Source organism: Victivallis sp. Marseille-Q1083, assembly GCF_903645315.1.
Classification (GTDB): Bacteria; Verrucomicrobiota; Lentisphaeria; order Victivallales; family Victivallaceae; genus UMGS1518.
The window spans coordinates 292369-317926 of record NZ_CAHJXL010000001.1 but is presented as its reverse complement, the minus strand read 5'-3'; the positions used below and the strand labels follow the sequence as shown (position 1 = coordinate 317926).

The 25558-nt window shown below is 60.6% G+C and carries 25 protein-coding genes; 2 read left to right on the top strand and 23 right to left on the bottom strand.

Features of this window, described 5'->3' with window-relative positions; genetic code table 11:
- Window positions 1-2: 2 nt before the first annotated feature.
- Window positions 3-698 (bottom strand): prepilin-type N-terminal cleavage/methylation domain-containing protein, encoded by a 696-nt coding sequence (locus tag HWX74_RS01195; RefSeq protein WP_176011786.1) that lies wholly within the window; start codon window positions 696-698, stop codon window positions 3-5.
- A gap of 53 nt (window positions 699-751) precedes the next feature.
- On the bottom strand, window positions 752-1762 hold the full coding sequence (locus HWX74_RS01190) for a winged helix-turn-helix domain-containing protein (RefSeq protein WP_176011785.1): 1011 nt from the start codon (window positions 1760-1762) through the stop codon (window positions 752-754).
- 384 nt (window positions 1763-2146) lie between these two features.
- On the opposite strand from HWX74_RS01190, the gene HWX74_RS01185 reads away from it, so the two are divergent.
- Window positions 2147-2287, top strand: a complete 141-nt coding sequence (locus HWX74_RS01185; RefSeq protein WP_176011784.1) for a hypothetical protein — start codon at window positions 2147-2149, stop codon at window positions 2285-2287.
- A gap of 73 nt (window positions 2288-2360) precedes the next feature.
- On the opposite strand, the gene HWX74_RS01180 is transcribed toward HWX74_RS01185, so the two are convergent.
- The 10 genes from HWX74_RS01180 to HWX74_RS01135 form a co-directional block, all read right to left on the bottom strand.
- Window positions 2361-3263 (bottom strand): hypothetical protein, encoded by a 903-nt coding sequence (locus tag HWX74_RS01180; protein ID WP_176011783.1) that lies wholly within the window; start codon window positions 3261-3263, stop codon window positions 2361-2363.
- Between the two features lie 21 nt (window positions 3264-3284).
- Window positions 3285-4466: a formate-dependent phosphoribosylglycinamide formyltransferase gene (gene purT, locus HWX74_RS01175; protein ID WP_176011782.1), complete on the bottom strand. Its 1182-nt coding sequence runs from the start codon at window positions 4464-4466 to the stop codon at window positions 3285-3287.
- Window positions 4467-4493: 27 nt separating this feature from the next.
- Window positions 4494-5546, bottom strand: a complete 1053-nt coding sequence (sppA, locus tag HWX74_RS01170; protein WP_176011781.1) for a signal peptide peptidase SppA — start codon at window positions 5544-5546, stop codon at window positions 4494-4496.
- Complete coding sequence (locus HWX74_RS01165; RefSeq protein ID WP_176011780.1) at window positions 5539-6501, bottom strand: PfkB family carbohydrate kinase; 963 nt, start codon at window positions 6499-6501, stop codon at window positions 5539-5541. The genes sppA and HWX74_RS01165 overlap by 8 nt, the downstream gene beginning before the upstream one ends.
- On the bottom strand, window positions 6498-7613 hold the full coding sequence (locus HWX74_RS01160) for an iron-containing alcohol dehydrogenase (RefSeq protein ID WP_176011779.1): 1116 nt from the start codon (window positions 7611-7613) through the stop codon (window positions 6498-6500). The genes HWX74_RS01165 and HWX74_RS01160 overlap by 4 nt, the downstream gene beginning before the upstream one ends.
- Before the next feature lie 29 nt (window positions 7614-7642).
- Entirely contained in the window at window positions 7643-8362 is a 720-nt protein-coding gene (gene rnc / locus HWX74_RS01155) for a ribonuclease III (protein WP_176011778.1), read from the bottom strand.
- 9 nt (window positions 8363-8371) lie between these two features.
- Window positions 8372-9079, bottom strand: coding sequence for a biotin/lipoate A/B protein ligase family protein (locus HWX74_RS01150; protein WP_176011777.1), 708 nt, complete (start codon window positions 9077-9079; stop codon window positions 8372-8374).
- A gap of 4 nt (window positions 9080-9083) precedes the next feature.
- Entirely contained in the window at window positions 9084-9920 is an 837-nt protein-coding gene (locus HWX74_RS01145) for a lipopolysaccharide kinase InaA family protein (RefSeq protein WP_176011776.1), read from the bottom strand.
- A gap of 6 nt (window positions 9921-9926) precedes the next feature.
- Window positions 9927-11036, bottom strand: coding sequence for a 3-isopropylmalate dehydrogenase (locus HWX74_RS01140; protein ID WP_176011775.1), 1110 nt, complete (start codon window positions 11034-11036; stop codon window positions 9927-9929).
- Between the two features lie 180 nt (window positions 11037-11216).
- Complete coding sequence (locus HWX74_RS01135; protein ID WP_176011774.1) at window positions 11217-12533, bottom strand: phosphomannomutase/phosphoglucomutase; 1317 nt, start codon at window positions 12531-12533, stop codon at window positions 11217-11219.
- A gap of 188 nt (window positions 12534-12721) precedes the next feature.
- On the opposite strand from HWX74_RS01135, the gene HWX74_RS01130 reads away from it, so the two are divergent.
- Window positions 12722-13453 carry a DUF4339 domain-containing protein gene (locus tag HWX74_RS01130; protein WP_176011773.1) on the top strand — a complete coding sequence of 244 codons (732 nt, stop codon included), beginning with the start codon at window positions 12722-12724 and terminating at the stop codon, window positions 13451-13453.
- On the opposite strand, the gene HWX74_RS01125 is transcribed toward HWX74_RS01130, so the two are convergent.
- From HWX74_RS01125 to HWX74_RS01075, 11 genes are all read right to left on the bottom strand, one after another.
- Window positions 13438-14397, bottom strand: a complete 960-nt coding sequence (locus HWX74_RS01125; RefSeq protein WP_176011772.1) for a ketopantoate reductase family protein — start codon at window positions 14395-14397, stop codon at window positions 13438-13440. The two genes, HWX74_RS01130 and HWX74_RS01125, sit on opposite strands and share 16 nt — an antisense overlap.
- The gene (locus HWX74_RS01120) at window positions 14394-15101 is read right to left on the bottom strand and encodes a YggS family pyridoxal phosphate-dependent enzyme (RefSeq protein ID WP_176011771.1); all 708 of its coding nucleotides are present in this window, start codon (window positions 15099-15101) and stop codon (window positions 14394-14396) included. Before HWX74_RS01120 ends, HWX74_RS01125 begins: the two co-directional genes overlap by 4 nt.
- Window positions 15098-16039, bottom strand: a complete 942-nt coding sequence (gene epsC / locus HWX74_RS01115) for a serine O-acetyltransferase EpsC (RefSeq protein WP_176011770.1) — start codon at window positions 16037-16039, stop codon at window positions 15098-15100. Before epsC ends, HWX74_RS01120 begins: the two co-directional genes overlap by 4 nt.
- 147 nt (window positions 16040-16186) lie before the next feature.
- On the bottom strand, window positions 16187-16951 hold the full coding sequence (gene hisF, locus HWX74_RS01110; RefSeq protein WP_176011769.1) for an imidazole glycerol phosphate synthase subunit HisF: 765 nt from the start codon (window positions 16949-16951) through the stop codon (window positions 16187-16189).
- Between the two features lie 31 nt (window positions 16952-16982).
- On the bottom strand, window positions 16983-19040 hold the full coding sequence (locus HWX74_RS01105; protein WP_176011768.1) for a 2Fe-2S iron-sulfur cluster binding domain-containing protein: 2058 nt from the start codon (window positions 19038-19040) through the stop codon (window positions 16983-16985).
- Window positions 19041-19103: 63 nt separating this feature from the next.
- Window positions 19104-20993, bottom strand: a complete 1890-nt coding sequence (locus tag HWX74_RS01100; protein ID WP_176011767.1) for an NADH-ubiquinone oxidoreductase-F iron-sulfur binding region domain-containing protein — start codon at window positions 20991-20993, stop codon at window positions 19104-19106.
- 35 nt (window positions 20994-21028) lie between these two features.
- Window positions 21029-21514, bottom strand: coding sequence for an NAD(P)H-dependent oxidoreductase subunit E (locus HWX74_RS01095; protein ID WP_368506812.1), 486 nt, complete (start codon window positions 21512-21514; stop codon window positions 21029-21031).
- Between the two features lie 60 nt (window positions 21515-21574).
- Window positions 21575-22756, bottom strand: coding sequence for a SpoIIE family protein phosphatase (locus tag HWX74_RS01090; protein ID WP_176011765.1), 1182 nt, complete (start codon window positions 22754-22756; stop codon window positions 21575-21577).
- Between the two features lie 7 nt (window positions 22757-22763).
- A complete protein-coding gene (locus HWX74_RS01085) occupies window positions 22764-24497 on the bottom strand; it encodes a [Fe-Fe] hydrogenase large subunit C-terminal domain-containing protein (RefSeq protein WP_176011764.1) in 1734 nt (577 codons plus the stop codon).
- A gap of 10 nt (window positions 24498-24507) precedes the next feature.
- A complete protein-coding gene (locus HWX74_RS01080; RefSeq protein WP_176011763.1) occupies window positions 24508-24753 on the bottom strand; it encodes a (2Fe-2S) ferredoxin domain-containing protein in 246 nt (81 codons plus the stop codon).
- A complete protein-coding gene (locus tag HWX74_RS01075) occupies window positions 24740-25417 on the bottom strand; it encodes a redox-sensing transcriptional repressor Rex (RefSeq protein WP_176014515.1) in 678 nt (225 codons plus the stop codon). The genes HWX74_RS01080 and HWX74_RS01075 overlap by 14 nt, the downstream gene beginning before the upstream one ends.
- Between the last annotated feature and the right edge of the window lie 141 nt (window positions 25418-25558).

Here is a 25558-nt window from a genome sequence, read left to right as displayed (position 1 = left end):
AATCATTTGTCGCGATTGATTCTGATGCCATTTTTTATATAGGACAGATAGCCCAGCTCATACGCCTGGTTGTCGGTGTGAGGCTCCACATGGCCGTCAAAGAACAGAATGTTGGCCCGGTTGTTGTGCTGCAGGTTCAACGCGCCGGAGGCTTCGCGCGAATACATTGCCGACCACTGAACGCTGCCGCTGTTCGGATTGATGCAGTCGGCGACCAGCGGCAGAGAGCTCGGACTGTCGATCAGGTCCCAGAACGCGAACTTTTCGGCTGTAGCATTATAACGATCTTTGGGCTGCCGGGTGGAAAATTTCATATTCCCGCCATCATGGCCATAGTGAATGCCATAGGTATTGAAAAAGACATTGGCCATCGCTTCCGGATCTTTCGGCGCCGGAGCGGCCGGACAGTAGATCGATTTTTTGAAGTTGCCGTTTACCGTGTTGCCCATCAGCATGCCTGCCCAGGTGGTTTCCGCCGGTGTCATATTCTTGTCATACAGATAATGAGGCGGAATTTCCCCGTCGTTCTCATCGGCGTACATGATCAATCCCAATCCGATATTCTTCTGGTTGTTGACGCAGGAAATTGCCACCGCCGATTCCTTCGCTTTTCCCAGCGCCGGCAGCAGCATGCTGGCGAGAATCGCTATGATCGCAATTACGACGAGCAATTCAATCAGTGTGAATCTACTTTTCATTTTCCGGTACTCCTTTATTGTGGTTTGAGGTTCACGAGAACCGCTTCTCTCCTTCAGTCGCGGACCAGGCTGTCGACAAGTTTCCTGTGTGCCGCGAGAATTTGAGTCGCGTATTCATCGATATTGAAATTGAAATAACGAACTTTCGGGTAACTGGACGGCGTGATCAGATGCTGCGCGCCGGCGACGGCGATCGGAGCATCGAAGCGGCGGTCGGCGTGCAGCAGCAGCGCTTTTTCGACACTGCCGAGAAAGTGCGGCGAAGTGACCAGCGAGAATTTGCTGTCGCCGAACAGCCGGAAATGATCGTTCAACAGCGGAGTGGCGTCGAAATCGTTGAAACTGGAGGACATGTACAGCAGCAACGGCCGGTCGTTCCGGCGGCAGGCCCGCTGGATGCCGCTGTAAAAATAATAGGGATTGCCGCCGTTCTGCAGCGGTTTGCTGATTGCCACCACCGGATAATCGGCCGCCTGGCAAAGGTATTCGGCCGCTTCGGAACCCAGCGCCTGCCAGTCATATTTGATCTGCGGCCCGTGCGGCAACTGCGGCCAGTCGCCGATCAACAGATAAGGGATGTCCAGTTGCATCAGCAGATACTCGTGGGCTTCGGTGACGAAGCCGTCCACCCAGAAGAGATCGGCGCCGGCACCGCGGAGGTTTTTCATCGCCTGTTCATCGAAGAAGTCGCCGGTGGTCAGGTAACGTACCGACAATGACAAATTTTCCGGCCCGGCCAGTTTGGACAGCGCCGAAGCCAGGTGCGATTCATAACTGTCGGCCAGGCTGGCGGTATCGATGAACAGCAAAATGACATTCCGTACCGCTTTGCTTTTCCGTTTCCGTCCGCCGTCGGCGGCACGGACGAAAGTGCCGGCGCCGCGCCGGCTGCGGATCAGGCCGGCTTTTTTGAGTTCCTCCAACGCCTGTCGGGCGGTTTTGCGCGAAATATGGAACTGTTCGACCAGTTCCGCTTCCGTACACATCCGTTCGCCGGGCGACAATTCGCCGGCCGAAATCTTCTCCCGGTAGTAATTGGCCAACTCTTGATATTTGAAACTCATCTTCGTTCCGTTCGATTGTCGCTATGATTGGTTTCCAAGAGATATAATAGCAAAAAAAATGACAAAAGTCAATCCCCAAAGCGGTATTTTAACATATTTTTTACAAAAAGAAGTCAAAATATTATTTAATATATTGATGTCAAGTAATATTAAATCTAAATAATTGAATAGATCATGTTCTATTTGTATCCTTATTGATGATTATTTGTTCCCTTTTTGGCGTAAATTTCCGGACCGCTCCGGATCTTTTCCGGAAAAGATCCGGGCAAATTTTTTCATTGGCGGCTTTTCTGACGACAATGCCGGCAATGCTTTTTCTCAAACCGCAGCCGCCTGTTCGCGGCCGGTGACTTCGGTCCGGCGGCGGTGATCGAAGCGGCCAAATTGAAAAATGGACTGAAGAACCTCATCGCCGTCCGGGTGAAAAGCGAGAAACGCAATAAGGTTGATCGGTTCAATCTGGTGACGCGCGGTTGGAATTTTGCCATTGCCGCCATTTCGGCCGATTCCGGCGAACCGCCATGAGAGGACGCGGCTGATGGAGAGAACCGGTGACTTCTGGCCGGGAATCGCCTCGCTTGTGCTTCTTTTGAAAGCATCAACCGTGCGGCGTTTGCCGGCAATATCCTCTGAAACGGCAGCCGGGACAATGCTCCGGGGTTTCCGGCAGTTCTTCCGGCGACCGAATGGAGCGGAAGGCCGAAAGAAATTGCGCCGCCTCCGCATCGATCAGCAGGCGAAGTTCGCTGCAGTTCAAGTCGGCATCCGGCAGAACTTCCGCCCGTGAGGCGCCCGGCTGATAAAAGAACGTGGTCACTTTGTCCGGCGACAGATGACGCCGGCCGAAGGCATAGAATTTATGCAGTGCGGCGAGGTCACGGCGTTGGATTTCGGCGGCGCCGGGCAATTGGATTTCCCAGAAATAAAGTTGTCCGTGCCGCTGGTAGGCAAACGCGGCGGTGAGATACAGTTCGACGGCGCCGAGGTAGAAACGCTGCCATTGTTCCAACGGCATCAGATGAAACAGCGTCAAATCCCACAGGCGATGGAAACGGGCACAGGCTTGAAAAGCGGCCAGGCCGGTTTCCAGCAGAGCCTGCGCTTCCTGAAACAGTTGCTCCGGCGATTGACAGTCATAGTAAAATTCCGGCAGGTTCGGGCTGCCGGCCGGGTCGTCGCGCCAATTTTCCAGCAGCAACGCCCGCCGGTCGCGGTGATAGAGCCGCCACAATTCCGCGGTCAGCCGGCCCGCCGGCTCCGGCCTATCGTCCGGATACCGGTACAGCGTGCGGTAAACCGCCTGCCGCAGCAATTGCGTCAGCCAGAGCCGCAGCCCGCTCAGTTGCTTCTGCTGATAGATCAACCGGGTCTCCGGCGGCGCATCGCTGCGGAAACCGCCGGCGGCGGCGTGATAGTGCAGAAAATATTCCCGCCGGCAACGCCGGAACATCCTGCTCCTGGCGTGGGACCAGGCCGGCTGGAGGTGGACAAGCTCCGGCATTTCGGCGGATTTCTCCCTGCTTTACAAATGCAGCTCCAGTTTTTCGTAAGCCCGTTCCGCTTTGGCCAGCGCCTCTTCGGCCGAAGCGGCCCGGGCCAGCAGGACGCCGACCCGGCGGTGTCCTCTGACTTCCGCCTTGCCGAACAGCCGGATGGCGGTGTCCGGTTCGGCCAGCACTTCGGCCAGGTTGCCGAAACGGACCGCGTTCGAGTTGCCTTCCGCGACGATCGCTTTGGAGGCCGACGGCCCGTGAAAGGCGATATTGGGAATCGGCAAACCCAGGATCGCCCGGGCGTGCAGCGCGAATTCGGAGAGGTCCTGCGAGATCAACGTGACCATACCGGTATCATGCGGCCGCGGCGACACTTCGCTGAAGATCACTTCATCGCCCTTGATGAAGAGTTCGACGCCGAAAATGCCGAATCCGCCCAGCGCGGCGGTGATTTTGCCGGCGATTTCCCGCGCTTTGGCGCGGGCGGCCGGGCTCATCGCCTGCGGCTGCCAGGATTCGCGGTAGTCGCCGTCGACCTGGTGATGGCCGATCGGTTCGAGGAAGCTGGTGCCGCCGGCGTGCCGGACCGTCAGCTGGGTGATTTCATAGTCGAACGGGACGAAGGCTTCGACGATGACTTTGCCGGCCCCGGCCCGGCCGCCTTCCTGGGCGTACTGCCAGGCCCGGTCGAGATCGGCTGCCGTTTTGACCGTGCTCTGGCCGTGGCCGGAGGAGCTCATGATCGGCTTGACGACGCAGGGCAGCCCGATCGCCTCGACCGCCGCATCGAACTCCTCCCGGCTGGCGGCGAAACGGTAACGTGAAGTCGGCAGACCGAGTTCTTCGGCGGCCAGCCGGCGGATGCCTTCGCGGTTCATCGTCAGGAAGGCGGCCCGGGCGGTCGGGATGACCCGGTAGCCCTCCTGTTCCAGCTCGAGCAGCGTGGCGGTGGCGATCGCTTCGACTTCCGGAACGATGTAATCGGGTTTTTCCTGTTCGATGATGCGGCGGAGCGCCGCGCCGTCGAGCATGTTGACGACATGGGAACGGTGCGCCAGTTGCATGGCCGGCGCGTTGGCGTAGCGGTCGACGGCGATGACTTCGACGCCGAGCCGCTGCAGTTCCAGGGTGACTTCTTTGCCCAGTTCGCCGGAGCCGCAGAGCAGAACTCTGGTGGCGGTCGGCGTCAGGGCGGTACCGATGGTGGTCATATTGACTGATTCCGTGGTTTGAAAGGGTTATTGACCGCTCGGCAGGAAATAGAACCGGCCGCTCGGCAAAGGTTGATTTTGGGATGAGGCCGACGCGCCCGGCAGATTGACGTTGATGTCCGGGGTTTCCGCCGTGATATTGGTCAGTGAGCGCAACGCTTCGCCTACCGTCAGATTGCGTTTGATGGCGACGACGCTGTAGTCGTTTTCACCGAGATCGGCCAATTTCGCGGCGGCGGCGATCGCCGCATCGAAATAGCCGAGTTCGTCGATCAATCCCAGTTCGAGCGCCTGCGGCGCGCTGAGAATGCGGCCGTCGCCGATGATGGAATTCTTGATTTTGTCGACCGTCAAATCCGGCCGGGAATCGGCGACAATCTGGACGAACCGGCTGTAGACCAGATCGATGTGGCTCTGGATGATCGCTTTTTCTTCCGGCGAGGTCGGCCGGACGCCGCTTAAGATATCCTTCAAATTGCCGGAGGTGTAATTCTCCTGCGCCAGGCCGATTTTGTCCAGCAGTTCATAATATTTGAAGCTGCTCATGATCACGCCGATGCTGCCGGTGATCGTCAGCTCGTGGGCGATGATTTTGCTGCAGGGAGCCGAGACGTAATAGCCGCCGCTGGTCGCCATCGCTCCCATCGACGCGACGACCGGGCAGGTCTGCTTCAGGCGCAGGATCTCATGATAGATGTTGTCCGCGGCCACCACTTCGCCGCCCGGCGTGTTGACGCGCAGGATGACTGCGGCGATCGCCGGGTCGCCGGCAACATATTCCAGTTGCCGGCAGATCTCCTCGCTGACGGCACCGCTGGAAGAGAGCGAGGAATTGCCGGCGGAGTAGATGACTCCTTCGATGTCGATGACGGCGATCTGCCGCGGCGCGTCGGCTGCGCCGTACAAGACTTCCTTGTCATAGGGCGACGCGGTCGACGACGGGGTGAATTGGCTTTTGCCGAGCATGACGCCGATGATTGCCAGAATGACGAACAATAGCGGCAGCGAAAGACAGCCCATCGTGTAACAGCCGCAATAGCCGAGCCAATTGCGCGGTTGGGAAGGAAGGTGTTCACTCATGATCAATTTTCTCCTGAAGTTGGGTTGATTCTATGGTTATCTGCCGGCGCAGGATCCGGGCATCGGTTGGATCGAACCGGCCGCACCGGCTGCTCAGGCAGTTGGCCGAAGCCGCCGCCAGTCCGGCCGCAAACGCTTCGGCCAGCGGCGTATGGTTGACCAGTTCGCTCAAAAATACCGCTCCGGCGGTATCGCCGCTGCCCAGCGGATTGACGATTCGCGGCAGCCGGGGCAGATGGAATTGGTGAAGCAGCACGCCGTCGGTCAGCCAGGCGCTGGCGGCGCCGTCGGTGACGGCGAGGCTTTTCAACGGAAAATGTTCGAACATCCAGCCGGCGGCGGCCGGAATTTGCCGGTCGCCGGCGAGAGAGACCAGCTCCTCCCGGTTGATTTTCAGGTGGATGAGGCCGCCGGTGGCCAATACCGGTTCAATCTGCTGCCAGGAATCGACCAGCAGCGCTTTGCCGGCCCGGGCGGCCAGTTGAGCCGCCCGGACATAAAGCGCCGGCGTCGTTTCGCCCGGCAGCGTTCCGCAGAGCGCCATTGCATCGGCGCCGGAAACCCGCTCCGCCACGGCGGCCAGAAATGCCTCGACTGCCGCTTCCCCCGCCGTGGCGGCCGGTTCGATCAGTTCGGTCATGCTTTGGGCCGGCTCGTCCAGGCAGGTCGTACAGCAGCGGGTGGCCGCTGCCAGCGGGATGCTGACGGCCGGCAATTGTTCCTGTTCGAGTGCTTCGGAGATCGACTGACCGCTGCGTCCGCCGAGAAATTGAACCAGACAGGTGGTCGCCCGGCCGTGACAACCGGCCGCCCGGCAGAAGTTGATGCCCTTGCCGGAGGCGAATTCCTCCAGGCGATGGGCCCGGTTGACCTGGCCGGGCCGGAACGCGTCGAAAAATAGCGTTTTCTGCCAGGCCGGATTGGGGCCGAGAACCAGCAGGACGGGCGCGCTCATGACAGCTCCTTGAGCAATGTGCGGACATCGGCGTCGGTCAACGGACGCGGGTTGCAACTCATGCTGCCGCTCCGGCAGTTTTTGACGATGAAGTCGAAATTTCCGGCTTGCAGTCCGGCCGGGCGGAAGGAGTCCGGCAGGCCGAAGTCCCGGTTCATCTGGCCGACGGCGGCGATCAGCGCTTCGGCATCGCCGCAATGGCAGTAACGGCTCAATTCTTCCAGTTCCGCGCGGCATTGCGGCAAGTTCCAGCGCATGATTGCCGGCAGCAGCACCGCGCAGCAGACGCCGTGCGGCAAATGCAGCAGACTGCCGATCGGATGGGCCAGGCCGTGCACGGCGCCGAGGCCGCTGGCGCTGAATGCCATGGCGCCGAGCATCGCCGCTTCCGCCGTGTCGCGCCGGGCGTCGGCATCGTCCGGCGCCGCGATCAGTTGCGGCAGGCGCCTCAGCAGCAGCCTGGCCGCTTCGGCGGCCAGCGGACGGGTGGCGCGGTTGGCTTTGTTGGACAGATACGATTCGATCGCCTGGGTCAGGGCGTCCATGCCGCTGGCGGCGGTGACGTCCGGCGGGCAGCTCCAGGTGAGTTGCGGATCGACCAGCGCGGCGGTGGCGAACATCGATTCATGGCGGATCGACTGCTTCAGGTGGTTGGATTCGTCGATCAGGACCGCGTTGGAAGTGATTTCCGCGCCGGTGCCGGCGGTGGTCGGCAGCGTGAACAAGCGGGCGCCGCCGGCCGGCATCGGCCGCCGCCGGTAAAAATAATCGGCCGCCGGACCGTCACCGAACAGCAGCGCGGCGACGGTTTTGCCGGCGTCGAGGACGCTGCCGCCGCCGATGGCGACGACGGTATCGATCCGCTGGCTTCGGGCGGCGGTCAGCAATTCATCGACACGCTGGACGGTCGGTTCGCCGCCGGAGACGACGGCGTGGGCGACCAGTCGGTCGGCCAGCAGGCTTTCGAACTGTGCCAGCCGGCCCGGCTGGCGGCGCAGGCTGCCGGTCAACAATAGAATCCGGTCTTCGGCGCGCAGCCATTCCGGCAAACGGGATCGGACACCGTCGCCGAACAGGATGTGTTCCGGATATTTCAACTGATAAGCATACATATCGGCTCGGTCCCTTTCCGCTTGGAAGTTCAATTGTGCAATTTCAACTCGTTGATCGACGGATCGCATTCGGCGATCTGCCAGATGGCATGGCGGGCCGCCTGGCTTTCCGCCCGTCGGCGGGTGTGGGCGGTGCCGAGCGCGCTGATGCTGCCGACCTTGACTTCGACTTCAAAGCTCGGATTGTGCTCCGGGCCGGAGATGCTCAAAACGGTATATTCCGGCGCGCTGTTCCAGCGCCGTTGCGAATATTCCTGCAGGATGCCTTTGGGGTTCAAACCGGTCAGCAGTCGGTGCGGTTCCGGAAATTCGGCGTTGAACTGGGCGAGAATGAACTGCCTGGCCGCGTCGAAGCCGGCGTCGAGGTAATAAGCGCCGAGCAGGGCTTCGAACAGGTCGGCCAGCGTCGAATCCCGCTCGGTGCCGCCGCTCTCGAGTTCGCCTTTGCCGGTGATCAGGAAACTGCCGAGTTCCAGCTTGCGGGCGAGGCGGGCGAGGGCGTCCTGCTGCACCAGCGCCGAACGCATCTTGGTCATCAGACCTTCATTGTACTCCTTGTACAAGTGATAGAGATGTTCGGTCAGGACGATTTCCAGCACGGCGTCGCCGAGAAACTCCAGCCGCTGGTTGTCGTAGGACAGATGATTTTCCACCGCATAGGAGCGATGGGTCAGCGCTTCGCGGAGCAGCGCCCGGTTTTGAAACGTATAATTGAGCTTGTCTTTCAGTTTTTCGATATCTTCAGCCATGATGAATGTTCATAATTGTTTGTGCCGATTCCAGCCGGTTGATTCGTATTTTTGGGCGGCGAGCGATTCCGCCCGTTCCAGGAATCCCTTCGACACAGTAAACGTTTTGAAGCTGATTGCAAGCTGGTTTTGCAGCGCAGTCAAAAATTTTTCAATCAATTCTTCCCGCTTCACCTCCGCCAGTCTCTTCCCGGTTCTGGCGATGCTTCCCTGGTGCAGGATGCCGTCACGGGTGCGCCGCTGCGCCGCGCCGGCATATTTTTGACCGGCGGCAACCACATCGTAACGGGTCGGTGTCGTGAAGCATTGCATCGTCGCCCGGTCGAAGGGCGGCTGGCCGGTGCCGGCCAGTTCGGCGGAGAGACCGAAACCGGCCAGCAGTTGCTGCACCGCCCGGTGGAAGAGGTGGTAGCTCTCCAGCCGGTTCAGCCGGGTGACCGGGTGGCCGGCCGGAATGATTGCCGTATAAGTCAGGTCGTCGTCATGGTAGACGATGCCGCCGCCGGTCGGCCGCCGGACGACCGTATGGGTCCGGAACGGCGCCGCCCGGTATTCCTGGACATAACCGATCGAAACCGACGGCCGGTCCCAGTCGTAAAAACGAAGCAATACGCCGGGCAGGGCGGCGCTTTCCTGAAGCAGCAGTTCATCGATGCCCATATTCAAGTAGGGCGAATGCGCTGTGTCGCGCCAGATAAACCAGGATTCCGTTTCCATCGTTTCAATGCTTTCTGACGCGTTCGGACAAATAAGTGACACGGGCGTTGAGTTCCGGGCCGGCCAGCGACAGAGAGGCGTGCCGCCGGTAGGCTTCGGCGAAACAGTCGGCGACGGAAACGGCCTCCGGCTCCGCGCCGGTCTGCCGGGCGAGCACGCGCCAGGAGGCGGCCAGTCGCGCCAGGTCCAGCCGGCGTTCCGGCGCCGCGAGCGCCTTGCCGTACAATTGGCTGCCGTCGAAGTCGAACAGGCCGAAGCAAAGCTGATCGCCGGTCATCCGGCAGATGACGTTCGGCAATTTCAAGTCGCCGTGAAAGACGCCGGCGGCGTGAATCCGGGCGGCCAGCGCGGCCAGCGCGTCGATGGCCGCGGCGTCCCGGTCCCATAGCAATTCGAATTGTTCGGCCGCCGTCAGCGGTGACGGCAGGGCTTCAGTGATCAGGTAATCCTGCTCCGGCAGCGAGTGGCGGAACGTGCGCATCGCCAGCAGAATTTGCGGCGCCGGAATTCCGATGGCGTTGAGCCGCAGGGTGACCGCCAGGTTGCGCAGCGGCCGGGGCGTTTGAAATTTTCGCCGCAGCCGGTGGTAGAAATTGCGGGCGTTATGACGCTTCAGGAAGAGGCGGCGGCGGCCGAATGTAAACAGCCCGGCCAGCGTGGAACGGGAATCTTTGATCTTCTCGGCCTGCTGCAGCAAGGTTTCGGCCGCCTGCAGTTGTTCGAGCTCCGCCGCGGTTAGCGTTCTCAGCGCCATGCCGCGGCGCTGATGGGTGGAAAATGAGAAATAATCACCGTCGCTGTAGCAACGGTGATTATCATCGGCTGGCTGAGATGCGCTCATATCCCGTCAGAGATTGGCGACCACCAGATCGCCGATCTCGCTGGTGGAATAGCCCATCTTGCCGGCCGCCTGCGATTTCATCTTGTTGCCGGTGAGATATTCGACGCTCTTTTCGATGGCCTTCGCCGCCGCGTTTTCGCCGAGGAAATCGAGCATCATCGCCACGGCCATAATCGCGGCCAGCGGGTTGATGACGCCGAGTCCGGTGTATTTCGGGGCCGAGCCGCCGATCGGTTCGAACATGCTGACACCCTGCGGATTGATGTTGCCGCCGGCGGCGATGCCCATGCCGCCCTGGGTCATGGCGCCGAGGTCGGTGATGATGTCGCCGAAGATATTGCAGGTGACGATGACGTCGAACCATTCCGGATTCTTGACCATCCACATGCAGGTGGCGTCGACGTGGCAGTAGGCGGTCTTGATGTCCGGATAGTCGTTGGCCACTTCATGGAATACACGCTCCCAGAGGCCGAACACATAGGTCAGCACGTTGGTTTTGCCGCACAGCGTGACCTGGCCGATTTTGCCGGCGGCCACCTCTTCCGGCGTCAGGCCGCGCCAGACGTTGCCGTTGGAGTGGCGTTTGCGCGCTTCTTCGAAAGCGAAGCGGATGCAGCGTTCGACCTGCATGTAACTGTAAACCATCGACTGGACGGCGACTTCATCTTTGGTGCCCGGCTGCGAATTGCCGCCGATGCCGGTATAAATGCCGCCGGTATTTTCACGGACGACGACATAGTCAATATCTTCCGGTTTTTTGTTGGCCAGCGGGGTTTCGACGCCCGGGTACAGTTTGACCGGCCGCAGGTTGATGTACTGGTCCAGAGCGAAACGCAACTTGAGCAGAATTCCTTTTTCCAGGATGCCCGGCTTGACTTTCGGGTGGCCGATGGCGCCGAGGAACACCGCGTTGAACTTCTGCAGCGTTTCCACCGCATCGTCCGGCAGTACGTTGCCGGTGGCCAGGTAACGCTCGCCGCCCCAGTCGAAGGTTTCGCGCTGGGTGGTGAAGCCGAATTTCGCCGCGACGGCATCGAGCACTTTCAAGCCTTCGGCGACGACTTCCGGTCCGGTGCCGTCTCCAGGCAACACTGCAATTTTGTAATTTTTAGCCATGATCACTGCTTCCTTGCTGTAAAACGGCATTCGTTCAAGCGCCTTTTGCCCTGACGATGCCGCATTGGATAAAACGAATTAATGTAACCGTTCGAACGCGATTTTTCAAGCCGGCGGCCCCGGAAAATACCATTCAACCTCCGCCGGAGGATTCTCCGGGAAAAGCGGAACGGCCGCCGGTCAGCCGCGGATCAGTTTCAACAATTCATCCCGTTTGGCCGCCATCAATTCCGGCGTTCTGGCTTCGACGATCAGCCGCAGCAGCGGTTCGGTGTTGGAGGCCCGGACGTTGAAATGCCAGTCGCCGTATTCGACCGAAAGACCGTCCAGCTCGTACATTTTACCGTCGGCGTAACGTTTTTTCAATTCGGCCATGATCGGCGCGACATCCGCCACCTTGGAGTTGATTTCGCCGCTGAACGCGTAGCGGCGCAGCGGCGCGACCAGTTCGCTGACTTTCTTGCCGGTCTTGTCCAGCAGATTGGTCAATTTCACCATCGCCAGCCCCTGGGATTCGGCGGTGAAATTCTCCTTGAAATAGTAGTGGCCGGACAATTCGCCGGCGAAAACTGCATCATTTTCCCGCATCTGATTTTTGATGAAGGCGTGACCGACCCGCGACATGATCGCGGTGCCGCCGTTTTCGCGGATGCACTCCGGCACCGCCCAACTGCTGCGCAGGTCATAGAGAATGGTAGCCGGTCCGTCCGACAGGATATCCTGGGCGATCAATGCGGTGAAGAGGTCCATCGGGATGATTTCGCCCCGGTCGTCGATGAAGCCGCAGCGGTCGGCGTCGCCGTCGAAGGCGGCGCCGAAGTCGGCGCCGACTTCCTTGACCTTGGCGCGGATTGCGTCGAGGGTATCGGTTTCCAGCGGATTGGCAGCGTGGTTCGGGAAGGTGCCGTCGAGCGTTTCGTACATCGGGATCAGGTCGTACAGATCCTTGATGCCGGCGATTTCCGCCGTACCCATCGCGTTGGCGTAATCGACGACGACTTTGAAACGCCTGGTGAATTTGACGTGGTCGCGCAGGAACTGGTTATAGGCCGGCGCGATATCATAGGTGGAGATCGTTCCTTTCCGGCCGGCCGGCGGCCAGGCGGCGTTTTCGACCAATTTTTCGATCTCCTGAATGCCGGTAGCGCCGGAAATCGGCACCGCGTCAGCCCGGCAGAGTTTGAAGCCGTTCCATTGGCCCGGGTTGTGCGACGCGGTGATCATCACGCTGCCGTCCGCCTTCAATGTGCCGTTGGCGAAGTAGGACATCGGGGTCGAACACAGGCCGAGGTCGATGACGTCGGCGCCCTGGTCGGTCATCCCCTTGGCCAAAGCGTTGAACAACACGATGGAGTGCGGCCGCATGTCGCGCCCGACTACCACCTTTTTGGCACCGGTGAAGGCGACATAGGCGTGTCCGATTTTTTCGGCGATTTCCGCATTCAAATCATTCGGATAAATTCCGCGGATGTCATAGGCTTTGAAGATTCCGGCCATGCTAAAATTCTCCTTGCAGGTTCAATTGTTTCAATGATTCGCTTCATTCCGGTAATATAACGCCGGAGGGCGGGGGGACGCAAGTTTTCAACGCGCTTTTTTTGAAATCGTTTGCGAAAACCGCCGTCGGCGTTTACCGTAATAAAAATAATTTATTTTTCATCAATGGAGCGAAACGGAACCGGTTTATGGCAAATTTATACAAACGGGCCAACGATTGCTATTACCAGGCGGACGGCGCCATCCACGGCCCGGTAACCCGCCAGGAGTTGCTGGACAAACTGGCAGCGGGGGAACTCGCGCCGGAGACGCCGGTTTATCGGGAAGGGGAGCCGCAGTGGCACCCGTTGAATGCCGCCGAACCGGTCATTGTCCCGGAACCGGCCGGCCCCGGTAAAAAGCTCACCGAATATTATGAATTGCTTTGCTGCACGTTGGCGGCGGTGCCGTTGCTGCTGGCCGCCGGCTTTCTGCTGGCGTTGATGAAGAGCGTGCTGTGGACGGCTTCCTGGGGATTGGCCGCGTTGGTCTGGTGGGTGGCGGTTCCGGCATTGCTGCTGGCATTCTGCCGGGAGAGCGGCCGGAGCGGCGGTTTGAGGATTCCCTGGTATGCCTTTACGCTGTTTCTGCCGTTGGTCAATGTCATCGGTTATACCGGCATACTGGGAACCTGGAATCGCGCCTGGAAGGATGGCAGCCGGGAAACGCCGTCGGCGGTTTTCTGGCAATGGAGTTTCGGTTTCTGGCTTTTGGTCTGGCAAGCCGGCTGGCTGGGCTGGCAGCCGAACTGGCGGGGGGCACTGCCGGTGTTCGGCATTCCGTTGCTGCTGGTTTTGGCGCTGTGGCGCTGGGCAAGGTGCCATCGGATTCTGGCGCTGCGCCGGTGGACGGCGGAAGCGGAGGATCATTCCGGCCGGTGACCGGTCCTCCGGCGGTTGCGGCGGTCCACCATCGACAGCAGCGCATAAACGGTTTCCAGCCGGGGAACCGCAACCTGATGCCGCCGGGCCAGGCGCAGCACGTTGCCGAGGATGACCTCGACTTCGAGCGGCCGTCCGGCTTCGAAATCCAGCAGCATGCTGGTTTTGTAGGCCGGAAAATTCCGGGTGTAGTCCAAATTCTGTTCGATGACGCCGGCCGGGATGGCTTTCCCGGCGGCGGCGGCGACGGCGATCACCTCCTCCATCAGCTGCCGGCTCAATTCTTCAAGCGGCCGGTCCTGAATCAAGGTCTGGGTGTCGATGCCGCCGGCGGCGACCGACAGCGCATTGAACGGCACGTTCCAGCACAACTTCAGCCAGCGGCAGAGTTCAATGTCGTCGACCGGTTCGCATTTTACCTTGGCCCGGTTGAAATAAGCGACGATGGTTTCCAGTTCCGCCGGCCGGCCGGCGGGATAACAGCCGATCGACAATTGCCCGCCGCCCTGGTGATCGATGACGCCGGGAGCGGAACGACCGACGCCGATGTAGGCGGTGGCGCTCAACAGACAATGATGGGGGAAGGCCTGCTTCAACGGCTGTTCCACGCCGATGCCGTTCTGGATCAGCAACAGCGTGGTGCCCGGCCCGACCGCGCCGTCGAGCAGCCGCGGCAGGTCGATTTCCGGCAATGCCTTGGTGGCGATCAGAAGATAATCCGCCGTCGGCGCTTCCGCCGCCCGGCGGTAGACGCCATCCGGTCGGAAATGAAAATTTCCGGCGATGCTTTTGATCTGGATGCCGTGTTGCCGGACGGTTTCATAGTCGGAACGGGCCACCAGGGAAACCCGGGCGCCCGCCTCGGCCAGCCGGCCGCCGAAATAACCGCCGATGGCGCCGGCGCCCACCACCAGGATGCGGCACTCTGCAAGCTTCGTGGTCATGAATAATTCCTCGCTCCGAAAATGGCGCTGCCGATCCGGACGATCGTCGCCCCTTCGGCGATGGCCGCCGGATAGTCGCCGCTCATTCCCATCGACAAGACCGGCAATGCCTGTTGAAAACGTTGTTCCAGCTGATCGCGCCGCTGCCGCAGCGCACTGAAAATCCGGTGCAATTCGTGTCGGGCCGCCATCGCCGGCGCCATCGTCATCAACCCCTGCCAGCGCAGATTCCCGGCGGCGGCGGCTCCGGCGGCCAGATCGTCGAGGGCGTGGCTGTCGATGCCGAACTTCGACGCTTCGCCGGAGAGGTTCACCTCCAGCAGAATATTCGGCTGCCGCCCCAGGTCGCCGGCCAGCCGGTCGAGGCGCTCCAGCAGCTTCAATGAATCCACCGAGTGGATCCAGTGGGCGTATTCCACCGCTTTGGCTGCTTTGTTGCTCTGCAGGTGGCCGATCAAATGCCATTCGATGTCATCGGGCAGGACGGCGGTTTTCAGTTCGAGTTCCTGAATCCTGCTTTCGCCGAAGCGGCGCTGGCCAGCCTGGTAGGCGGCCAGGATCGCTTCGACCGGAAAGGTTTTGCTGACCGCCAGCAGTCCCACGGCGTCGGCCGGCCGGCCGCTTTGTTCCGCCGTCTGGCGGACCGCCTGCCGAACTCTGGCAAGCTGTTCGGCGACATAATGGAAATCCGTGGCGTGATTCATGGCTGCTCCCGGGCGAATTTCACCGTCTGCTCCGGCTTCGCCATCGAAATTTTGGTGCCGGGCGGCAGGCTTTCGGTCAGCCAGACATTGCCGCCGATCACCGAACCGCAGCCGACGGTGATGTCGCCGAGCACCGTCGCGCCGGCATAGATGGTCACGTCGTCCTCGATGGTCGGATGGCGTTTGGTCCCTTTGACCAGTACGCCGCAGGCATCCTTGGGAAACGACAGCGCGCCCAGTGTGACGCCCTGGTAAATCCGGACGTTGTTGCCGATGACCGCTGTTTCGCCGATGACCACGCCGGTGCCGTGATCGATGAAAACGCCGCGGCCGAGCCGGGCGCCGGGATGGATGTCGATGCCGGTTCGGCTGTGCGAATATTCGGTCATCATCCGCGGAATCAACGGCACGCGCTTCTGGTACAGGAGGTTGGCGAACCGTTGGATCGTGATGGTCCGGATTGCCGGGTAACTGACGACGATTTCGTCGGTGGTGACGGCGGCCGGATCGCCGGCGTAAGCGGCCTCGACATCCAGTTTCATCGTTTCGCGAATGGCCGGGATGGCGTCCATCAGGCCCTGCACCGCATCGACGGTTGCTTCCTCGATGTTGCAATGCCTGCAGTTGCGGTTGGTGTTCTGGTAACGGAAGGAGCGGGCAATCTGGTCGAACAGTTCGCAGTAGAGCTCGTTGAGCAGGTTGCCGATGCTGTAGGAGAGCGACTCCAGGCTGTAGTTCTGCAGCCGGTCGAACCCCGGAAACACCACTTCCTGCAGCATGTCGATGATGTGCAGGATTTCCTGCTGCCGGGGCAGATTCATTCCTTCGATATGATTGATGCCGCGGGCATCCTGATAGGTGGCGCACACCCGTTCCACCAGCGAATTGAGGTAATCGCCGGAGAGATGACCGTTGGCGCCGCAGCATTTTTGCTTCATGAATTTCACCTTTCTTCGTGCTGGTTCTGCCGTAATGTACCGCTTCGGAGGGCGGATTGCCAGCCGCCGAAGGAATGCATCCGGAAAAATTACGGAAAAAGGCCGGCAGCGGAAATTCCGTCGCCGGCCGCAAAATCGCTGACCAGTTCAGCTCCTGACTGTCACGCCATGCGCGCGCAGGTATTGTTTCAGCTCACCGATGTCGATCAGGTGGAAATGGAAGACCGACGCCGCCAGCAGAACGGTCGCGCCGGCTTCCGCCGCATCCAGAAAGTCGGACAGCTTGCCGGCGCCGCCGGAAGCGACGATATCGGCCGAACAGGCCTGTGCCATTGCCCTGATCACCGGCAAATCATAACCGGTCCGGGCGCCATCGCCGGCCTTGCTGGTCGGCAGGATGGTTTTGACGCCCATTGCGTCGACTTCCCGGGCCCATTCGACGGCATCCTTGCCGGTCGCAGTCCGGCCGCCGTCGATGTAGACCTCGTAACCGGAAGGCAGGGCCGGATTGCGGTCGACGTCGATGGCGACGGTCACTTTGTCCGGACCGAATTTGGCGACCAGTTCTCTGACCAGTTCCGGATTGCGGTAGGCGGCGCTGCTGATCGAAATTTTGTCGGCGCCGGCGGCGAGCACCGCTTCGGCGGCCGGCAGGTCGTTGATGCCGCCGCCGACGGTGAACGGTACGGTGCAGACTCCGGCCACCCGCCGGACGACTTCATGCAAGGTGGCACGCTTCTCCACCGTTGCGGTGATGTCCAGCAGCGCCAGTTCGTCGGCGCCGGCGGCGCAGTAAGCCTTGGCGCATTCCACCGGATCGCCGGCATCGGCGATGTCGACGAAATGGACGCCCTTGACCACCCGGCCCTGCTGCATGTCCAGGCAGGGCATGATGATGATTTCCCGGTTCATAAGCAAATCCCGTTTGTTGTTCGTGCTGATTTTACTGCAGCCCGGCGTCGATCGCCTGGCGGATGTGGTCGAATTCGACATGGTTGCGCAACTGGTCCTCGGTGGTCAAACCGCGGCTGAAGGCGCAGCGGTCGATCTTCTGGTCGCCGACGGTCACGCAGATCGTTCCGTCCGGATTGGAGCGCGAACTGAAGGCGGCGGTCACTTCCACTTTGTCTTCGTAATGCTTGTCGCGGATGTATTTGACGATCAGCCCCAGCAGCGCCTGTCCCGGACAGTCCTGCAGCCTGGTGCAGATGGTGACGGTGATCGGCAGCAGCCTGGGTTCGGACCCCTTGAGGACGGTGAGCTTGGCGTCGAACAACTGACTGCGGTTCTGGTAATGCGTATGCAGGTTCTCATGCGCGTCGTGCGAACCCGGCCGGCCGCCGAACACCTCCTCGTAGCAGCGGTCCACCAGATAGTTGTCCTGCGATTTCTGCAACTGATTGGTCTTGTCGGAATTGTACAGCCCCGCCGCCCGCTGTCGGCGCACGTTGTCGTTCGGCGCCACCGGCTGGCCGCCGCCGCAGACGCAGCCGCCCGGACAGGCCATCCCCTCGATGAAATCGTAATGCCCCTTGCCGGCCTTGAGGTCCTCGATCAACGCCTTCGCATTGCCCAGGCCGTGCACCCCCGCCACCTTCACTTCGCCGTCGCCGACCCGGACCGCCGCTTCCTTGCGTTTGTCCAGTCCGCGCACCGCCTTGAATTCCACCTGGTTCAGCGGTTTGTTTTCCAGCTTCTCCACCGCGAACCGCAGCGCCGCTTCCATGACCCCGCCGGTCGTCCCGAAAATGACGCCGCCGCCGGTCGAAAATCCGTACGGCATGTCGAAAGCCGACGGCTCCAGTTCGTCGAACTGGATTCCCATCGAAGCGATCATCTGCGCCACCTCGGTGGTGGTCAGCACGTAATCGACGTCCGGCTTGCCGTGGTTGGAAAACTTCGGCAGTTGCGCCTCGAATTTCTTCGCCGTGCACGGCATGATCGACACCACCACCAGGTCGGCCGGTTCGATGCCGAGCCGGGCCGGCAGCGTCTTGCGCGCTACCGAGCCGAAAATCTGCTGCGGCGAACGGGTGCTCGACAGATTCGGCAGCAGTTCCGGGTAATAAATTTCACAGTATTTCACCCAGCCCGGGCAGCAGCTGGTGAACATCGGCATCACGCCGCCGGAGCCGACCCGGTCCAGCAGCTCGGTCGCCTCTTCGAAAATGGTCATATCCGCCGCGAAACAGGTGTCGTACACCTCGTCGAATCCCATCAGCCGCAGCGCCGAAACCAGTTTGCCGGCGACATTGGTGCCCGGCGCCAACTGGAACATTTCCCCCAGCGCCACCCGCACCGCCGGCGCGATCTGAACAACCACCTTCTTCTGCGGATTGTAGATTTCCTCCCAGACCCGGTGGCGGTCCTGTTTCGGCACGATCGCCCCGGTCGGGCAGACCGCCGCGCACTGGCCGCAGTTGACGCATTCGACCTGGCTCAGGTCCTGGTCGAAGGCCGGCGACACCCGGGCGTTCGAACCGCGGAACGCGAAATCGATGGCGCCGATGCCCTGCACCTCCGCGCAGACCCGCACGCAGTCGCCGCACAGCACGCATTTGTTCGGGTCGCGCTGCAGCGACGGCGAACTGGTGTCCAGCGGCAGCTGTTTGGTCGCCGACCGGTAACGGACCGTGTCGACGCCGAGCCGGCGGGCGACGTTCTGCAGCGTGCAGCTCGAACTGCGCGAACAGGTCGGACATTCCCGGTTGTGGCTGGCCAGCAGCAGTTCGATGTTGATCTTGCGCATCTGCCGGATCGCCTTGGTGTCGGTCCTGATCTCCATGCCGGGTTCCGGCTTCGTCGAACACGCCGCCATGATGCCCTTGCCGTCGACTTCCACCAGGCACAACCGGCAGGCGCCGTAAATCGACAGTTCCGAATGGTAGCAGAAGGTCGGGATGTCGATCCCGGCTTTCCGGATGAGTTCCAGCAAATTGCGTTCGCCTTCGATGGCGATGCCGCAGCCGTTGACTTTTACAATATTTTCAGCCGTTGTCATTTGGCAGTTTTCTCCTGAATGTTGTTGCCGTTTTGCTTCCGAACGCGGTGGAAAACCGCCGCCTTACAGTCCGACCACCGCGCCGAATTTGCACGCCGTCTTGCAGGCGCCGCATTTGATGCATTTGTCGGCATCGATCCTGTGCGGCTGTTTCACCGCTCCGCTGATCGCGTTGACCGGGCATTTCCGCGCGCAGGCCGTGCAGCCTTTGCACTTCTCGGCGATGATTTCCGGACGGGCCAGCGCCCGGCATTCGCCGGTCGGGCAGATCTTCTTGAAGACGTGCGACTCGTACTCGTCGCGGAAATAGCGCAGCGTCGACAGCACCGGGTTCGGCGCCGTCTTGCCCAGCCCGCACAGCGAACCGAGCTGCACCGCTTTCGCCGTCTCCTCCAGCAGTTCCAGCGTCGTCTCGTCGGCTTTGCCGGCGATGATGTCGTCGAGCAGAGCCAGCATCTGCCGGGTGCCTTCCCGGCACGGCACGCATTTGCCGCAGGATTCGTTCTGGGTGAACTGCATGAAGAAACGGGCGATCTTGACCATGCAGGTCTGGTTGTTCATCACCACCAGGCCGCCGGAACCGACCATCGCGCCGACCGATTTGAGCGTGTCGAAGTCCATCGGCAGATCCAGCATCTCTTTGGTCAGGCAGCCGCCGGACGGACCGCCGATCTGCACCGCCTTGAAATCCTCCCCGGTCAGTTTGCCGTTGTTGTCGGTGACTCCGCCGCCGATGTTGTAAATGATCTCCCGCAGCGTCGTGCCGAACGGCACTTCGATCAGACCGGTGTTCGCCACGTGCCCGGTCAGGGCGAAGGTTTTCGTACCCGGCGACTTCTCGGTCCCGACCGCCTTGTACTGCGCCGCGCCGTTCCGGAAGATGCCCGGCACCGACGCCAGCGTTTCGACGTTGTTGATCACCGTCGGCTTGCCGTACAACCCGCTCTGCGCCGGAAACGGCGGCTTCGGCATCGGCATGCCGCGCTTGCCTTCGATCGAGGCGATCAACGCGGTTTCCTCGCCGCAGACGAAAGCGCCGGCTCCTTCCATCACCGTCACCCGGAAACTGAAATCGGTGCCGAACAGGCCGTCGCCCAGCAGCCCCGCCGCCAGCGCCGCCGCCACCGCGTTGCGCATCCGGGCCACCGCCAGCGGATATTCCGCCCGCACGTAGACGTAACCTTCATCGGCGCCGATCGCCTTCGCCGCGATCATCATTCCCTCGATGACGCTGTGCGGGTTGCCTTCCATCACCGAACGGTCCATGAAGGCGCCCGGGTCGCCTTCGTCACCGTTGCAGATGACGTATTTCTTGTCATTCCGGCTCGCCAGCGTGAATTTCCATTTCAAACCGGTCGGAAAGCCGCCGCCGCCGCGGCCGCGCAAACCGGATTCGATCGCTGTCTGGCAGACCTCCGCCGGCGTCATTTCGCAGACCGCCTTGCGGGCCCCGAAATAGCCGCCCCGCGCGATGTATTCGTTGACGTTGTCCGGCTCGATCATGCAGTTCGCCAGCACCACCCGCTTCTGGCGGCTGTAGAACGGAATGTCGGCGTTGCCCTTGCAGCCGCGCCCGTCCCGGTCGTGGTACAGCAGCCGGTCGATGATTTCGCCGCCCAGCAGCGTCCGTTCGACGATCTCGGTGACGTCCGACGGCTTCACTTTCGTATAGAGAATGTGCTGCGGCTCGATGTGCAGCAGCGGGCCCTGCTGGCAGAAGCCCTGGCAGCCGCTCTTCGACACATAACTCGCTCCGGCCGCTGCCGTTTCCTCCTTCAATTCCACCACCACGGGCAAACCGCGCCCGGACAGTTGCCGCACCAATTCATCGCGCACTTCCAGCGAACCGTTCGCCACGCAACCGGTGCCCGCACACAATATCAACCGCTGTTTCAACTTGCCGGCCGCTGCCTGGTAGTCCAACGCGATCTGTTCCAGATTGATCTTGCTCATCTTCTCTTTTGACTCCTGAGAATGTTGGGGTTCGATTAATGGGCGGCGTCTTTTTCGACGGCCAGTATCCCGTCGACCAGCTCGATCGCCTGCTCCGGCGTGATCTGCCCGTGCACTTCATCGTTCACCAGCATCACCGGCGCCAGGCCGCACGCTCCCAGACAGCTCACCGTCTCCACCGTGAACAGCATGTCGTCGGTCGTCCGCTTTTCGTCGCTCAGATGCAGCTTCTCCAGCAGCGCGTTCAGCACACTGTGCGATTTCTTCACGTGACACGCCGTCCCGTCGCACAGCTTGATCAGATATTTCCCCTTCGGCTTCATCGAAAAGTGCGCGTAAAACGTCGCAACTCCATACACGCGCGACGGCGGGACGCCCAGGCTCGTCGCCACGTAACTGATCATGTCTTTCGACAGAAATTTGTACTCTTCCTGCACCGCCTGCAGGATCGGGATCAATTTGCTCGCGTCGTAACCGTGTTCTTCCAGGATACGGTCCACCGCTGACAAATGCGACGCCATCGCCTGCGTCTTTTCCAACGTCTCTTGCATGTTGTTCCCTTGCTTCCTAAAACTTATTGATTAAACAAAACGGATGTTGACTTCTTTCATGTATTTGTCGCGCAGCGCGTTGGCGATGCGCCGGACGATATTGCGCCGGAACTCCAGGTCGATCGGCAGATTCGGATCCTGGTGCGCTTCGTTGATCCGGGTGCCGACGACGAATTCGATGATGTCATTGTTCAGCAGCAGATCCATCAGCCGTCCGGCCGGATCGTTGTGCTGCCGGGAACCGTCCTTTTCCAGATATTGCGCCGTCCGGGTCAACGTGAAAATGCCTTCGGTGATCAGGTCGACTCCCGCCATGATCGAAATCGGCGGCAGGTCGCGGCCGACGGTGGCCAGATCCATCGTCATCTCCTGCTGCCACTCCCGGGAAATGATCGTGGCGGAAGTCCCGCCGCAGATCACTTTGGCGCCGTCGAAATTTTTCAGAAGTTCGGCGCAGGCATGGTCGTGCTCCCGGTGGTACGGCGGGCCGGTGAACAGCATCAGTTTGCGCGGCGGCCGGAAATAGATGACCGCGCAGGTCATGTCGTCCAGCGGCAGCAGTTGGGCCTCCTTGGCCACCGCTTCGCGCAGGATGGCGCCGGAAAGGTCATGCGCCGAGAGGTCCGGCTTCTGCCGGATGAGTTCCTGCGTGTAGCCCAGGCAGCCGTCCAGCCGCCAGCCCAGCGGGTAGTTCGGCGTTCCCAGTCCGGCCTGGGTGATGCCGTCGGAGAAGAAGATCAACCGGTCGTGCGGCTGGCCCTGAAAGTGATAGGAGCGCATCGTCCGGTTTTCGTATTTCGGCGAATTCAGCTCCTCGAACGGCACCCGCAGTTGCGCGCCGTTGCGCAGCAGGAGAAACTCCGGATTGCCCATCTCGATGACCCGGGTTTCCCCGTTGAGCCGGGTATCGACGATCGTAAAGGTCGAATAGCTGATTTTACGCACCTGGCAGACCGGCAGCGCGTCCATGATGATTTCGGCGGAATGGATGATTTCGAGCTCTTCGGCGATGAATTTGAGCGCCATCGTCGTCGTCATCGACGCCAGGATATTGGCTTTCACGCCGTGTCCCAGGCCATCGGACAGCACGGCGATGAAGCGGTCTTCCGCCGGCAGCCGCTTGAATTTGATTGCGTCGCCGCAGATCAGTTCCCCGTGGCAGCAGCATTGGCTGTAACCCATGTCGATGAATAAATTGTTGTATTCCGGCATGGCTGCGTCACTCGGCGGAGGGTTTGCTCAGCCACTCTTCATCGGCGTAATCGTCGGCGATGGAGCGCAGCAGAAGTTCGGTGTCGGCGGCGTGTTCGCCGAGTTTGCAGGCGATTTCCTGCACCGTCGCCAGATTCTGGGCGATCACCTTGCGGGCACGTTCGGCAATCTGCTCGCGGCGCAATTCAGTCTGGGTGACGTCGAAAATCACCGCGCCGAGCACCTCGTGCGATTCGATGTTGAAAATTGTAATGTTGTACAGGTGATTGCCCACTTTGTAGGCGTCGCGCTGGATGTCGTTGCCGCTTTTCAGCGCCGCTTCGAACAGATTGGCGAACGGTACGATGCGGCGCAGATCCGCCCCGGCCAGGCCGGGACTGGCTTCGAACGCGTCGACCGTATCTTCGCCGAAGATCACCGCGAAGTTGCGGTTGCACTCGATGATCGACAACTCCTTGTCGACGATGACGACGCCGGAAGGAATGCAGCGGAGGATGCCGTTGGCTTTTTTCTGCGCCTGTTTGCGCATGTAGGAGACGCACATCGACGGTTCCGCATTGCCGGCGATCAAGGCCCGGGCGAATTCCCGGCAGGAGTCGTAGCCGCAGCCGCCGCAGTTGAGTTCATCCTCCGGCGTGAATTTGCCGATGCGGCGCAATGCGTCGCGCTCCTCGGTCAGTGACGGCAGCGGCTGCTGGGCCGGGGAGGGGGCGTAATTGTTTTCGATGGAACCGTCGGTCCGGCGCTCCGGCACCACTGCCGGCAACCGGGTATGCTTCAGAACGCGCTGCCGCTCCTGCAACCCGGGCGCTTTGTGCTGGCTGCAGGGGCCGTGCACACAGCCGCCGTGGCAACTCAATGTCTCAAGGAAAGTCGGGAAAGTGACATTTTCCGGATAGAGTCCCTGGAGGGTGATTTGCAAATTTTCCAGGCCGGTGACCGCCAGCAACTGGAGGTCCGGATTGTCGCACTGCAACTGGATGGTTTCGTTCATGCCGCCTTCGATCGGATAGATGGCGCCTTCTTCCGCCTGGAACGGTACGAACTGGACGGCGGGATCCTTCGGAAAGGCTTCCGGGTGAATACCGGCTTCCTGAAACATCTGGCTCAATTCCGGATAGGTCAGCGCCAGGTTGAGCAAATCCGGGTGGCGGTCCGCTTCGTTCTTTTTGGCGATACACGGACTGATGAAGACAATTTTGATCGCTTCGCCGTAACGGTCGCGCAGCAGCCGGCAATGAGCCAGCACCGGCGACAGCAGCGGCGAGATGCAGCCGGTGAAGTCCGGCAGGTATTTGCCGATGTAATCGACGGCGACCGGACAGGCGGACGAAAGGACCAGACCGCGTTTCTGCTCTTTCAACTGCCTGGCAACTTCGGCGGAAACCAATTGGGCGCCGAGCGCCGTTTCACTGACGCCGGTGAAGCCCAGCTTCTGCAGAGCCTGAATCAACTGGGAGGCGTCGAGGTTCGGGTACTCGTTGACCCAGGACGGCGCCAGCGAGACGAACACCCTGCCGCCCTCTTCCAGCAGATGCCGGGCGCGGCCGATATCGTTGCGCACCTGTTTGGCATGGGCCGGACAGACTTCGACGCAACGGCCGCAGCCGACGCAGCGCTCCGGAATGACCGTCGCGTGGCCGTCTTTGACTTTGATTGCCTTGACCGGGCAGCGCCGGACACATTTGTAGCAATCCTGACATTCGGTTTCAACCGTATAAATCGGATAACTGTGATTCATGTGGTCTTCCTCACCGGATCAGCTTGCTGTTCAACAGATCGATCAGCATTTCTCCGTCGACGTTATGGAAAATTTCACCGTTGATTTTCAAATTGGGCCCCAGCGCACATTGCCCTTCGCAGGTACTGCCGGCCAAGTGAACTTCGGCACTGATCCGGTTGCGGGCCAGAAACTCTTCCAGCTTCCGCAAGTTCTGCTCATTGCCCCGCGCAAAACAGGAGCTGCCCATGCAAATGACAATGTTATTCTTCGCCATCCGTTTCTTCCCCGGTTAAAAGGTTGGTCCGGCCGCCGCTTTTCAGCCGCTCGGAGAGTTTGACCGACAGAACCGCCAGGTCTCCTGCCAGATTGACCCGCTGGCGGACGACATTGTTCGGTACGCTTAAGGAAACGTTGGTGAAGTTCAGGATCGCCAGGATGCCGGCGTCGATCAGTTGGTTCGCCGTCGCCTGCGCTTGTTCGCAGGGAACGCAGAGGATCGCCATCTTGACTTTCAGGCGGTCCACCAGATGCGCCAGCTCGCTCATGCCGAAAACCGGAATTTCATGAATGGCCGTGCCGATCTTCAGCGGATCGCAGTCGAACGCGGCGACGATGTTCAAGCCGAAATCGGCGAATCCCTTGAAGCCGAGCAGTGCGGTGCCCAGCGCTCCGGCGCCGATCAGGAAGATGTCGGACGTGTTGTTCCAGCCGAGAAAATGTTCGATCTGGTAGATCAGGTCCTCAATCCGGTAACCGACGCCCGGATAACCGTTGGCGCCGGTGATTTCGATGTCCTTGCGGACGACGATCGGCTCGACGCCCAGCTTTTCGGCCAGCAGCGAAGCGGAAACCACTTCCCGTCCGCCGTTGTGCAGCAGCTTCAGCTCCCGCAGGTAAGAGGGCAGGCGCTTGATGGAAGGCAACTTTTGGATTTTCATCGGTCTATCCATGACTCAATCTTCCTTCGGCAAACGGCCGTGTGAACAAAGCCGTCGACTGCTGTTATCGGTAAAATTTTATCTATATATAATTATCCATAATCAGGGACAATACCACGCTGACCGGGAAATTACAAATTT